This is a genomic window from Pseudundibacterium arcticum (assembly GCF_042646465.1).
Lineage (GTDB): Bacteria > Pseudomonadota > Gammaproteobacteria > Burkholderiales > Burkholderiaceae_D > Undibacterium_A > Undibacterium_A arcticum.
Genome location: NZ_JBHRTP010000055.1, coordinates 66,772 through 79,691 on the forward strand (window position 1 = coordinate 66,772; position 12,920 = coordinate 79,691).

Here is a 12,920-nt window from a genome sequence, read left to right on the forward strand (position 1 = left end):
GCTGCGCCCGCGATGTAGGCGCAGCCGCCACCAAAAATTACCTGTTACGGAAATTATCGTGGCAGGACTTGCACGATTGGCCGGTGCTGCCAAAAGAGACCTTGATGGCCGCCAGGTCGCCGCTTTTTGCAGCGGCCGACAGCTTCGCTACCTCGCCCTCCATCTTTTCGGTGGCGGTCTTGAATTCTGCCTGCTGGGACCAGATTTCCGGCTTCGCCTTCGAATGTCCGCCCGCCGAGTTCGGGATGAAGGCCGGCCATGGCAGCTTCGACATCATCTCGATCACCGCGACATCGGCTTCAACGGCCGCCTTGTCGTACGGCTTGTCGCCTTTGACTACTGCGCCGATGCGTCCGAAGTGTGCGCCCATCAGATGCAGCGCGGCTTTCCGGTATTCGACGGCATCGTCGACTTTCCTGAACTGGGCTTGAGCACCGGCCGACACCAGCAGGCCGGCGATCAGTGTGGCGGGTACCAGACGACGAAGAAGAGCCAGATTTTTCATGTAATTTCCTTGAATGAATGCTGCTGGATGACCGGGATGCCGGTCGGATTGGTCGAATCTGCACACCTGATGGTGTGCTTGAGCAAGCAGGCTCGTCCCGGCGATTATAGCGAGAGCCAAGGCGCGTTGACCAGTGGCGTGGCGCTGGCCCGAGGGGCTTTGGCGGTCAGATTGCGGGCTAGATCGCGCTGCGATCGATCCGCTTGCTCAAAATGATGGAGGTCGACGTTTGCCTGATACCTTCAAGCGTGCCAATGCGATCGAGCAGGTGATCCAGTTCATTGGTCGACTGGCAGCTCAGCGTCATCATGTAATCGACCGGACCGCTGACCGAGCACAGGGTTTCGACCTCCGGCATGGTCTGCAGCAGTTTCAGCATCGCCGCTGCATTGCGTGGATCGACCGTGATGCCGACATAGGCCCGTACCGGCGGGTGATACAGCTGCTGGTTCAGGCGCAGGCCGTAGCCGGCGATCACCCCGCGCTGCTCCATGCCGGCGATGCGCGCAATCGCGGTGGTGCGTGCGATGCCCACCTGTTTGGCAATGCTGGAAATCGGCAGCCGCGCATTGTCCATCAGCAGCGCCAGTATCTTGCGGTCTATATCGTCCATGGTTCGATGCAAAGTGTATTTTAAAGTGGTCGTTTTGTAGCATATTAGTGCATTGTGACGACGTTTTACACTCTATTATCTGACGCGCCTTGCCCTTACACTAGCTTCTACATTATTTGGCAATGCATGCAGCGGCATGCGCCGATGTCTCGATGAGGAAAGCAATGAGTGCACAGGGCAGCAATCTGAATAATCTGGTGGAACATGTAATCGGCGTCGATGCGGCCGCCAGGGTCGGGCAGCTGATGAAGGTGCCGCCCGTGTTTTCGATCTGGGAATGCGGTTGGGTGTCGCGCAAGGAAATCGCGCAGGCGTTGAATATGCTGCTGTTTGCCGACTTGCTGCAACGGGTGCCGTCCGGCCGTCAATACACCGAGGAAGTGGCGGCGCAAGGCGGCAAGGTGATGCATGACCATGGCGCGCTGCGTACCGTGCGCTGGGCCGATCACGGTGCGCTGCCACCCGGCGAGTACGCGTTCACCCGGATTCTGGAGCCGCTCGGCTATCGGCTGAACGGGCTGTTTCCGCTGGACCGGATCGGCATGACCGGCCGCTCCTATGCGCATCAGGATTGCCCGGACCAGATCGCGCAGTTCTTTGTCAGCGAGTTACATCCGGAAAAATTTTCGACGCAATTCCAGGCCACGGTGACGCGCGTGCTGTCGACCTCGCAGGATCCACTGACGCCGCAGGCGCAGGCGATGCTGCACGAACTGGCGCGCGACGGCCGCCTGCCGTTTGCCGCTGCGCTGGAGCTGCTGCCGCAGTTGCAGGCCTGTTTCGGGCGCCAGCACGCCATTCCGGCGCTGCAAGACTATGACATGCTGTTAACCGAATCGGCCGAGATGGCATGGATCGCCACCGAGGGCAATGCCTTTAACCATGTGACCGACCGGGTCGACGACGTCGAACGGGTGGCGCGCCAACAGAGCGCGCTGGGCCGACCGATGAAGAAGGCGATCGAAGTGTCGAAAAACGGTCGCATCAAACAGACTGCCTTCGTCGCCGATCCGGTGCTGCGCCAGTTCCGGGGCGACCACGGTGAACTGGTCGAGCGCACCGTGCCGGGCAGCTTTTACGAATTCATCAGCCGCCAGCAGTATTTCGATGCCGAACCGAAAATCAACCGGCTCGATCTGGGCTTCGATGCCGGCAATGCGCAGGGGATCTTCAAGATGACGGCAGCGGCGTCCTGATCCGGCGCGATCGCTTATTCCATTGCTGCATCAAACGCGCACTTTGTTGGCGGCTCTGGTCTGGCCAAGTAATGGCTGCGAGCCGCCGCCGCGTTCACCTTCGACGTAGAAACGGAATTACAATCGAGCGCTTGCAGCTTGCCCGTCCCAGGGCCTGTTGACCATTAAATCGGGTTAACAGGCCCTAAGCATTGCGTATGGCCACCATCGCAAGGCCTTTCTCATTTTTGAACATCATGATGCCTCTTCGTCTGCGCGGGATTTTTGCTTTGTTATTGGTCACCCTGGTGTGGGGCACCACATTTCCGGCAATGAAGGACTTGTCCGCGCACCTGGCGCCGGTCTGGATCGTGCTGGTGCGCTTCGTGCTGGGCGGCCTGCTGTTGTCGCCCTTCCTGCTACGTGCCGCTGGCGCCGAATACCGGGGCGGTGCGATGCTCGGCGGCATGCTGTTCGCCGCCTATATGTTCCAGGTCGAAGGGCTGGCCCTGACCAGCGCCAATCGCAATGCCTTCATCACCGGCCTGAACGTATTGGTGGTGCCGTTGCTGGGAGTCGTGGCAGGTCGGGCGCCGGAGCGCCGGATCGTGATCGGAATCGCGCTGGCGCTATGCGGATTATTCGCGCTATGCTGGGATGGTGGCGCCTGGAGCTTTGGCGATACGCTGGCACTGATCGGTGCACTGTGCTTTGCGCTGTATATCAAGCTGGTCGAGCTCAGAACGCGCCAGGCGACCGATTTGATGGCGCTGACGGCGGTGCAGGTCTTGACCGTCGCCTGCTGCGCGGCGCTCTGGATCATGTTGCTGCCGCAGCCGGCGATCGAGGCGGGCGTGTTACAGGCCGCGATCCGCAATAACTCTGTCAATCTGATCTATTTGGGTGTGGTCGCGACAGCTGCCATCATTTCGTTGCAGACCTGGGGCCAACGCCATGCCAGCGCCAATGAGGCAGCGGTGATGTATGCACTGGAACCGGCCTGCGCCGCCGTCGCCGCCTATTTCTGGCTGGCCGAGACGATGGCTTGGCGCGGTATCGCAGGCGGCCTGCTATTGATCGCCGGTATCATAGCCAGTCAGTGGAACCCGGCCGATGAGCTGGGGCCGGCACCAGCACTGCTTGATTAGTTTTAGCAACCCGACCATCACCACGCGCCAGTTTTTCGAAAGCCATGTCCTTCGCAGACTTAGTCCGACTCGCACCAGACACGACGCTGCGCATCCTGTTGATCAATGCGGCGGGTGAGCATTCCATCGCGCTGGCCGGTTTGCTGCAACCCTTGCGTCTGGCCTCCAGGAAACTGGGCGCGCAGCGGCTGCTAATCGAACTGGTGGCGGCGCCGCAATTGCTGCAGAACCTGCTCTTGGCGCCAGAGCAATGGCCCGCCGCCAATATCGTATTGCTGGTCGCCGATGACGATTCCGCTGCGATGGCAGCGGCAGAATCGCGCCGCCTGATCGGCTACTGCCAGAAGGCCGCCTGCTACGGCGCGGTCGGTGCGGCGGTGCTATGGCTGGCGCGCGCCGGCGCGATGGCCGGTGTGCGCACCGCGCTGCCATGGGCGCTGTATCCGGAAGTCGACGAAGTCGCGGACCGCGCCATCCTGACCCCGAATCTGTTCGAGATCGACGGCAATCGGCTCAGCTGTTGCGGCGGTGCGGCCAGCATCGATTTTGCGCTGACCCTGATCGGCTCGATGTACGGCGCGGGCCTGCAGGCGCAACTGAAGGAAGCGCTGTGCATCGACCGCGTGCGGGGTGCGGAGGAACGGCAGCGGGTTGCCTTGCAAGCGCGGTTTGGCGTGCTGCAGCCGAAGCTGTCGGAGGCGGTGACGCTGATGGAGGCCAATATCGAGGAGCCGCTGGCAACCGACGATATTGCCAACCTGGTCGGCATTTCGCGGCGGCAGCTGGAGCGGCTGTTCAAGCAATACCTGGGCAGCGTGCCGTCGCGTTATTACCTGGAACTGCGACTGCAACGCGCCCGCCAGTTGCTGAACGAATCGAGCCATTCGATGGTGCAGATCGGCCTGATGTGCGGCTTTTCATCCGGCTCGCATTTTTCGACCGCATTCGGTGCATTGTTCGGCATCACGCCGCGCGAACAACGCCAGCGCAAGCTGCAGCCGCCGGCGCCGGTCGCGCAGCATCAAATATGAAATTTCCTGTCGCAGTTTCAAAAGAGTTTTGGCTGCCGACTTTTTATAATTTATTACCCCAAGTTGAAATGGAGAACGCAATGAACGCAATTCACAAGATGCATATCGGGTCCGACCAGCAAGCGCTGGCAGTGAACCGCCAGACCTTTGATGAAGTCATGGTGCCGACCTACGCGCCGAGCGCAGTGCTGCCGGTGCGCGGCCTCGGCCTGGAAGTCTGGGATCAGGGCGGCCAGCGTTATCTCGATTTCACGTCCGGCATTGCGGTCACCAGCCTCGGGCATGCCAATCCGGTGGTGGTCGATGCCTTGTGCGAGCAAGCGAAGACCTTGTGGCATCTGGGCAACGGTTACACCAATGAGCCGGTTCTGCGCCTGGCCAAGGCGCTGACCGACGCGACCTTTGCCGATCGCGCATTCTTCTGCAACTCGGGTGCCGAGGCCAACGAAGCGGCCTTCAAACTGGCGCGCAAGTATGCGCACAGCAAGTTTGGCCCGAACAAATCGCGCATCATTTCCTGCGTCAATTCGTTTCATGGCCGTACGCTGTTTACCGTCTCGGTTGGCGGCCAGCCGAAATACACCGAAGGCTTTGCACCGCTGCCGGCCCAGATCGATCACATCCCTTACAACGATATCGAAGCGGCACGCGCCGCCATCGGCGACGACGTCTGCGCGGTAGTGGTCGAGCCGGTGCAGGGCGAGGGCGGCGTGATGCCGGCCACGCTCGAATACCTGCAGGCGCTGCGCGAATTCTGCGATCAAAAAGGCGCATTGCTGATTTTCGACGAAGTGCAATGCGGCGTCGGCCGTACCGGCAACCTGTACGCCTACATGGGCTATGGCGTGACGCCCGATATCCTGACCTCGGCCAAGGCGCTCGGCAACGGTTATCCGATCGGCGCGATGATCACCACCGATGACATCGCCAGCGTGTTTGTGGTCGGTACCCACGGCACGACTTACGGCGGCAACCCGCTGGCGTCGACCGTCGCATTGACGGTGCTGCAGACCATCAACCAGCCCGAATTCCTGGCGCGCGTGAAGCAGGCAGCGGCCAAGCTGGTCACCGGTCTGGAAGCCATCGTGCGCGATTATCCGCAGGTATTTGCCGGTGTGCGCGGCAGCGGCTTGCTGCTTGGCATGGTGCTGAGCGACGCCTATTGCGGCAAAGCCAAGGATATCCAGAAGGCAGCCGAAGCACAGGGCCTGCTGCTGCTGATCGCCGGCATGGATGTGGTACGTCTGGCGCCGGCGCTGGTGGTGTCCGATGATCAGATCGACGAGGCCACGCAATTGCTGCGACGCGGGCTGGATGCGTTTCTGACGCCAGTCGCCTAAGTTTTAACGGGAGAAGCGTATGTATGTGGTCCGACCGGTAGCAATGACGGATATTCCCGCGCTGGAAGCACTGGCGGCGGCGGCTTCGTCCGGGGTCCATACCATGCCGAAAACGCGGGACGCGATCGAGCACGCGATCGAGCATTCGATCGCGTCGTTCGGCGCCGAGGTCGACATCCCGAGCGAGGAGTCGTACATGTTCGTGCTGGAGTCGATGCGGGATCAAAGGATCGACGGCATCGCGTCGATCTCGGCGACTGCCGGCTCGAACGGCACCTATTTTGCGTTCCGCAACGACGTGGTGCAGCAGGTGTCGCGTGACCTTAACATCTGCCACAGCGTGCACGCGCTGACGCTGTGTTCGGAACTGACTGGCCACTCGCAGTTGTCGAGTTTCTTTGTGCGCAACTGGCAGCAGGCCGGCCCGGAAGCGAAGTTGTTGTCGCGCGCGCGCCTGATGTTTGCGGCGCTGGCGCCGACCCGTTTCGGCGACCGCTTCTTCGTGCCGCTGGCCGGCATCACCGACGAAAACGCGCAGTCGCCATTCTGGGAGGCGCTCGGCCGCAAGTTTTTTCAGATGGATTTCATGGCTGCCGAGCGCGTGGTCGATGGCGCGCGCAACCGCACGCTGATCGTCGAACTGATGCCGCATTACCCGGTCTATGTGCCGCTGCTGCCGGGTGATGCACAGGCTGCAATGGGGCAGGTTCACCCGGAGGGCGAGTTGCCGTTGCGGCTGCTGTCGGAAGAGGGTTTCGAGCCGGACGAATACATCGACATCTTCGACGGCGGCCCGATCCTGCAGGCGCACAAGAATGCGCTGCGCTCGTTCACGGCGTCGTTGCTGCGGCACGTGTCGGCCGCACCGGGAGCGGACGGCGATGCGCCAAAGCTGAGGTACCTGGTGGCGGCGGCCAAGGAACATAATTTTCGTGCCATTACGGTCGAGTCGGCGCCGATCAAGTTGTCCGACAATATCGCTTTGCAGCCGGCGGCGCTGCGCGCGTTGCAGCTGTCGGTTGGCGATGCCGTGCTGTGCGTAGAAATTTAATGATGAGGTGCTCATGTTAGTTGTACGCGCCATTCGCGAGACCGATCTGGAAGGGCTGCTGGGGCTGGCATCGCAGGTCGGTTCCGGCATGACGACACTGAAACCGGATCGCAAGATGCTGGGGGCGCGGCTGGAAATTGCCTGCGCATCGTTCGCCGAAACCATTGCGCCGAATCAGCGCGACTACATGTTCGTGATGGAGGACACCGCCAGCGGCAAGTTGGCCGGAGTCTGCGCGATCAAGGGCGCGGTCGGTCTGGACGAGCCGTTCTACAACTACCGGATCGGCACCCTGGTGCATTCCAGCCGCGAGCTGAAGGTATTCACGCGGATGGAGACGCTGTACCTGTCGAACGACCTGACCGGCAGCACCGAGCTGTGCTCGCTGTTCCTGCATCCGGATTATCGCGGTGGCACCAATGGCAAGCTGCTGTCGAAAAGCCGGTTCCTGTTCATCGCGCAATTCCCGCACCTGTTCTCGGCCAAGCTGATCGCCGAAATGCGCGGTTATCAAAGCGCCGACGGCAGCTCGCCTTTCTACGAGGGGCTGGGCCGGCATTTCTTCAAGATGGATTTCAACCATGCCGATGATTTGACCAGCCTCGGCAAGAAATCCTTCATCGCCGAGCTGATGCCGCGCCAGCCGATGTATGTCGCGTACCTGCCGCCCGAGGCGCAGGAGGTGATCGGCAAGGTGCACGTCAATACCGCGCCCGCGCGCCGGCTGCTGGAGCAGGAAGGGATGTACTTCGAAGGCTATGTCGATATTTTCGATGCCGGACCGGTACTGCAGGCGCGCATCAGCGAGTTGCGCGCGATCCGCGAGAGCGCGCTGGCCGTGATTGATGCCGCGCCGCGCGCAGTTACCGAAACAACCGCCGCAGCAAACGAGCCGCTGCTGGTATCGAATACCACGCTGCGCGATTTCCGCATGATCGTCGCCACCGTGCCGTGCGAAGGAGGTCATATCGCACTGTCGACGGCGGACCAGCAAGCGCTGGGCTGCCATACCGGCGAAGCGGTGCGCACGCTGTCACTCAACCCGAGAAAGAATGTCAATGTCTAGCCAATATAGTCACTTTATCAACGGCCAATGGATCGAAGGCGACGGCCCAGCACTGGCCACCATCGATCCGGCCACCGGCAACCCGGTCTGGAGCGGCCACATGGCCACCGCAGCCGAAGTCGATCGCGCCTGCCACGCCGCGCGCGCCAGTTTCGGCAACTGGGCCCAGACCGCGCTGGATGAGCGAATCGCCATTTGTGTACGTTTTCGCGACCTGCTGAAGGAACACACCGAGGACCTGGCGCGACTGATTTCAATCGAAGTCGGCAAGCCGCTGTGGGAAGCGCGCACCGAAGTTGCGACCATGGCCAACAAGGTCGATATCTCGGTGCAGTCCTACCGCAATCGCACCGGCGAAACCCAGAGCAAGATCGCCGACGGCGACGCGGTATTGCGGCACCGGCCGCATGGCGTGTTCGGCGTGTTCGGTCCCTACAACTTCCCGGGCCATCTGCCGAATGGCCATATCGTGCCGGCGTTGATCGCCGGCAATGCCATCGTGTTCAAGCCGAGCGAATATGCGCCGCAAGCGGCCATCAAGACGGTTGAACTGTGGCAGCAGGCCGGCTTGCCGGCCGGCGTGCTGAACCTGATCAACGGCGCACGCGACACCGGCGCCGCGCTGGCCGCCGATCCGCAGCTCGATGGCATCCTGTTTACCGGCAGCAGTCAGACCGGCGCCTTGCTGCACCGTCAATTCGCCGGCAAACCGAGCAAGATGCTGGCGCTGGAAATGGGCGGCAATAATGCGCTGGTGGTGTGGCAGGTCGGCGACCTCGACGCTGCCGTGCATCATGCGATCTTCTCGGCCTTCGTCAGCGCCGGTCAGCGCTGCACCTGCGCCCGTCGCCTGATCGTCGAGGATTCGGCCGCTGGTCAGGCCTTCGTCAAACGGCTGGTGGAAGTCGCATCCAACATCAACATCGGCGCCTACGACCAGTCACCGCCGCCGTTCATGGGGCCGGTGGTCTCGGCGCCGATCGCCGCCAAACTGCTGCAGGCACAGTCCGAGCTGCTGGCGCGCGGTGGCAAGAGTTTGCTGGAGATGCGCCAGCTGCAGCCGAACACCGGCTTCGTCAGCGCCGGCATCGTCGATGTCACCGACGCCAAGGGCATCCCGGATGAAGAATGGTTTGGTCCGTTGCTGCAGGTGATCCGCGTGCCCGATTTCGACGCCGCGCTGGCTGCCGCGAATGCGACCGAGTTCGGCCTGGCCGCCGGTTTGCTGAGCGACGATCCGGCGCTGTGGCAGCAATTCATGCTCAGCGTACGCGCCGGCGTCGTCAACTGGAATCGCCCGACTACCGGCGCCGCCAGCACCGCGCCTTTCGGCGGCACCGGGCGCTCCGGCAATCACCGTCCGAGCGCTTACTATGCGGCCGACTATTGCGCGTATCCGGTCGCGTCGATCGAGAATAGCGTGCTGGAAATGCCGAAGCAGCTGTCGCCGGGTCTCGTGTTTTAGCCAGGAGCATACTCCTATAGCATTGACTTCATGGCCGCAATGAAATGAACGGAATTATGCATATACTCCGTCAAAATAGAGATGCGGCCAGGATATTTCTGATTTTTGCAGCCTGAACCAGGCGCCACAGGACAAGCATGAGCACACCAGTTGCCACCGCGCACGAATTCAATTTTGACGGTCTGGTCGGGCCGACACACAACTACGCCGGCCTGTCGTTCGGCAATGTCGCCTCGTTCAGCAATGTAAAGAGCGCATCCAATCCGAAGCTGGCCGCGCTGCAGGGCTTGGCCAAGATGCGGGCGCTGGCCGTGCGCGGCTTTGCGCAAGCGCTGTTGCCGCCGCAGGACCGGCCGAATTTCCGCTTACTGCGCAGTCTCGGCTTTGGCGGCAGCGATGCCGACGTGATCGGGCGCGCGTTCAAGGAGGCGCCGGTGATCCTGTCGTGCGCTTACTCGGCGTCGCCGATGTGGACCGCCAACGCGGCCACCGTCAGTCCATCGGCCGACACCGCCGATGGCCGGGTCCACTTCACGGCCGCCAATCTGAACAGCAAGCTGCACCGGGCCTACGAGCATACGCAGTCGGCACGCAGCCTGCGCGCGATCTTTGGTAACCAGCAACGTTTCGCGGTGCACGATGCGCTGCCGTCGACGCCCGCGTTTGGCGACGAAGGTGCGGCCAACCATACCCGGCTGGGTGCGACGCATGGCGCGACCGGGGTCGAGCTGTTCGTCTATGGTCGGGTCGAATTCGATCCTGATGCAGTCGCGCCGAAGCGCTACCCGGCACGCCAGACGCTGGAGGCGAGCCAGGCCGTGGCGCGACTGCACGGCCTCGATCACGGCCGCACGGTGTATTTGCAACAGAACCCGGACGTCATCGACCAGGGTGTGTTCCACAACGACGTGATCGCGGTCGGCAATGGCGAGGTACTGTTCTATCACCAGCAGGCGTTTCACAACGAGGCCGCCAGCCTCGCCACCTTGCAGCACGCGATGGACCGGCTCGGCACGCCGTTGCAGCCGGTGCGGGTCGCGAGCGCCGAAGTGTCGGTGGCGGATGCGGTGTCGAGCTATCTGTTCAACAGCCAGCTGCTCAGCAAGCCGGACGGCAAGATGGCGCTGGTGGTGCCACATGAATGCGAAGAGAACCCTGCGGTGTCGCGCTATCTGCAAGGCCTGATCGCCAGCGGTGGCGCGATCGACGAACTGATCAATTTCGACCTGCGCCAGAGCATGCGCAACGGTGGCGGCCCGGCCTGCCTGCGGCTGCGCGTCGCGCTGACCGAGGCGGAGGCAGCGGCGATGCATCAGGGCGTGATCATGACCGAGGCGCTGTATGCCCGCTTGGTGACCTGGGTTGAAAAACATTATCGCGACCGGCTGGCGCCGGCCGATCTGGCCGACCCGACGCTGGCAGTCGAAGTGCAGACGGCGCTAGACGAATTGACAACGATATTGCAGCTACCGGGATTGTACGAATTTCAAGTAATGTGAAAAATGTCCCATTCCCGACAATTGAAGTCGCACCTATGGTTTGAGCGGATCATGAGTAGCTGTTTCAATACAGTTAGCAGATAATGCGAACCGGATTTTAAATCTACAACAGCAACACCAAAACAAACCCGGCAGTTCAACATCCATTAGGAGGATACATGAAGGCGATCAAATTTTTGGCGGCAGCCATTGCCGGTCTGGCGGTCTGTGCCGCAGTTCAGGCGCGTACTCTGGACGAGATCAAGAAAGACGGCAAGATCATCATTGCCACAGAAGGCGCCTACCCGCCGTTCAATTATTTTCAGGGTTCCAAGTTAAGCGGTTTCGAGGTCGAACTGGGCGACGCCATCGCCAAGAAAATGGGGCTCGCAGTTGAATGGAAAGCGCTGTCGTTCGACGCCTTGCTGGCCGGTCTGCGCCAGGATCGCTGGGACGTGGTGATGGCCTCGTTCGGCATTACCGAAGACCGCGCCAAGGCCGTCAGCTTCACCAGTCCCTACTATTGCAGTGGTGGCGTGATAGTCGCCAAAGATCCGGCCATCCATACCGTCGAATCGCTGAACGGCAAGACCGTTGCGGTGCAAACCGGCACCACCTATATGGAAAACGTCAAGAAGCTGTCCGGCGTCAAGGAAGTGAAAAATTTCCCGCAAGATACCGATGCGCGCTCGGCTTTGCTCAACGGCCGGGTCGATGCCTGGGTTAGCGATCGTTTTGTTGCCAAGACCGCATTGGCCAGCAATAACACCGCCGGTTTGAAGATGGGCGATTTCGTGTTCGTCGAAAAAATCGCTGCAGCCGTCAAGAAAGGCAACGGCTCACTGTCGGCAGCATACGACAAGGCACTGGCGGAAGTGATGGCCGATGGTACTTACCAGACCATTTCCGATAAATATATGAAAGAAGATATCCGCTGCCATTGATGGCTGGAACGGCGCGTGCCTGCATAAGGTTCATCCCTGCATAAGGGCCATCCCTGCGGTCTGCGCCGCTTCACGTGTTTGGCTTACCGCCACGATCCAAGGAAAGCAAGTTGAAAACTGCCACCACTCTCACATTCTTACCCACGACCTGGTCGCGCGAGCGGCGTAGTGCCGTCACCATCGCGATCGCGATTGCCGGCCTGGTCGCGTTTTTATGGCTGATGATGCTCCCGCTCAGCCTGATGCCGGAACCGATCGGATCAGCCGCGGCGCAATTTGCCGAAGGCGCGCGCGTCACGGTCGCGCTCACTGCCGTCGCTGGCGTGATCGGCATCCTGCTCGGCGTTTTCGCAGCGCTGGCGAAATTGTCCAAATTTCCGCCGCTGCGCTGGGCCGCCAATTTTTATGTCTGGGCGATCCGCGGTACGCCGCTGCTGGTGCAAGTGCTGTTCGTCTTCCTGGCACTGCCGTCGCTGGTACCAGGCTTGCAACTGTCCGATTTCAATTCGGCGGTGGTGGCACTGGCGTTCAATGCCGGCGCCTATAACGCCGAAGCGATTCGGGCCGGCATCCTGGCCATCAACAAGGGCCAGACCGAAGCGGCGCGCTCGCTGGGCCTGACCCCGTTCATGACCTTTCGCGACGTGATTTTTCCGCAGAGTTTTCGCATCGCATTGCCGCCGCTGGTCAACAATTTCGTGTCCTTGCTGAAGGACTCCAGCCTGGCCTATGTGATCGGCGTGGTCGAACTGTCGAATATCGGCAATCGCATCCAGTCCGTCACTTTTCAACCGATTCCGGTATTCATCACGACCGCAACGATTTACCTGATCCTGACGTCCGTCATGACGCAGATCTCGGGTGCGATCGAGCGTCAACTCGATGTGGAGCGCCACTAATGTCCGCCATTGATACCCTCCCGGCAGCAGCCGTAGCGTCCGACGCCAGCGCGGGGCAGGTGCGCGCCGACGGCCGTTCTCCCTTGATCATCGCCGACAAGGTCAACAAGCATTTCGGTCACTTCCATGTGATCAAAGAAGTCTCGACTAATTTTTATCAGGGCGAAGTCACCGTCATCGTCGGTGCCTCCGGCTCCGGCAAGTC

General features: G+C 61.2%; 12 protein-coding genes and 1 pseudogene. 11 read left to right on the plus strand and 2 right to left on the minus strand.

The window, feature by feature from the left end:
• Positions 1–37: 37 nt before the first annotated feature.
• Complete coding sequence (locus ACFOFO_RS18070; RefSeq protein ID WP_390322367.1) at positions 38–505, minus strand: c-type cytochrome; 468 nt, start codon at positions 503–505, stop codon at positions 38–40.
• A gap of 178 nt (positions 506–683) precedes the next feature.
• Entirely contained in the window at positions 684–1,118 is a 435-nt protein-coding gene (locus ACFOFO_RS18075) for an Lrp/AsnC family transcriptional regulator (RefSeq protein WP_390322369.1), read from the minus strand.
• A gap of 164 nt (positions 1,119–1,282) precedes the next feature.
• On the opposite strand from ACFOFO_RS18075, the gene ACFOFO_RS18080 reads away from it, so the two are divergent.
• The 11 genes and pseudogenes from ACFOFO_RS18080 to ACFOFO_RS18130 all read left to right on the plus strand — a co-directional run.
• The gene (locus tag ACFOFO_RS18080) at positions 1,283–2,314 is read left to right on the plus strand and encodes a DUF1338 domain-containing protein (RefSeq protein WP_390322371.1); all 1,032 of its coding nucleotides are present in this window, start codon (positions 1,283–1,285) and stop codon (positions 2,312–2,314) included.
• Positions 2,315–2,550: 236 nt separating this feature from the next.
• Positions 2,551–3,441 carry a DMT family transporter gene (locus ACFOFO_RS18085; protein ID WP_390322372.1) on the plus strand — a complete coding sequence of 297 codons (891 nt, stop codon included), beginning with the start codon at positions 2,551–2,553 and terminating at the stop codon, positions 3,439–3,441.
• Positions 3,442–3,485: 44 nt separating this feature from the next.
• Positions 3,486–4,472 (plus strand): GlxA family transcriptional regulator, encoded by a 987-nt coding sequence (locus ACFOFO_RS18090; RefSeq protein ID WP_390322373.1) that lies wholly within the window; start codon positions 3,486–3,488, stop codon positions 4,470–4,472.
• A gap of 80 nt (positions 4,473–4,552) precedes the next feature.
• Positions 4,553–5,812, plus strand: coding sequence for an acetylornithine/succinylornithine family transaminase (gene astC, locus ACFOFO_RS18095; RefSeq protein ID WP_390322374.1), 1,260 nt, complete (start codon positions 4,553–4,555; stop codon positions 5,810–5,812).
• 19 nt (positions 5,813–5,831) lie between these two features.
• Entirely contained in the window at positions 5,832–6,863 is a 1,032-nt protein-coding gene (locus ACFOFO_RS18100) for an arginine N-succinyltransferase (protein WP_390322376.1), read from the plus strand.
• Positions 6,864–6,876: 13 nt separating this feature from the next.
• Positions 6,877–7,929 (plus strand): arginine N-succinyltransferase, encoded by a 1,053-nt coding sequence (gene astA, locus ACFOFO_RS18105; RefSeq protein ID WP_390332277.1) that lies wholly within the window; start codon positions 6,877–6,879, stop codon positions 7,927–7,929.
• On the plus strand, positions 7,922–9,394 hold the full coding sequence (gene astD / locus ACFOFO_RS18110; protein ID WP_390322378.1) for a succinylglutamate-semialdehyde dehydrogenase: 1,473 nt from the start codon (positions 7,922–7,924) through the stop codon (positions 9,392–9,394). The genes astA and astD overlap by 8 nt, the downstream gene beginning before the upstream one ends.
• A gap of 137 nt (positions 9,395–9,531) precedes the next feature.
• On the plus strand, positions 9,532–10,893 hold the full coding sequence (astB, locus tag ACFOFO_RS18115) for an N-succinylarginine dihydrolase (protein WP_390332280.1): 1,362 nt from the start codon (positions 9,532–9,534) through the stop codon (positions 10,891–10,893).
• A 158-nt stretch (positions 10,894–11,051) separates the two neighbouring features.
• Complete coding sequence (locus tag ACFOFO_RS18120; protein WP_390332282.1) at positions 11,052–11,816, plus strand: ABC transporter substrate-binding protein; 765 nt, start codon at positions 11,052–11,054, stop codon at positions 11,814–11,816.
• A 110-nt stretch (positions 11,817–11,926) separates the two neighbouring features.
• Positions 11,927–12,715 carry an amino acid ABC transporter permease gene (locus ACFOFO_RS18125; protein WP_390332285.1) on the plus strand — a complete coding sequence of 263 codons (789 nt, stop codon included), beginning with the start codon at positions 11,927–11,929 and terminating at the stop codon, positions 12,713–12,715.
• Positions 12,715–12,920: pseudogene (locus tag ACFOFO_RS18130) on the plus strand (hypothetical protein); the annotation flags it as partial. The gene ACFOFO_RS18125 and the pseudogene ACFOFO_RS18130, both read left to right, overlap by 1 nt.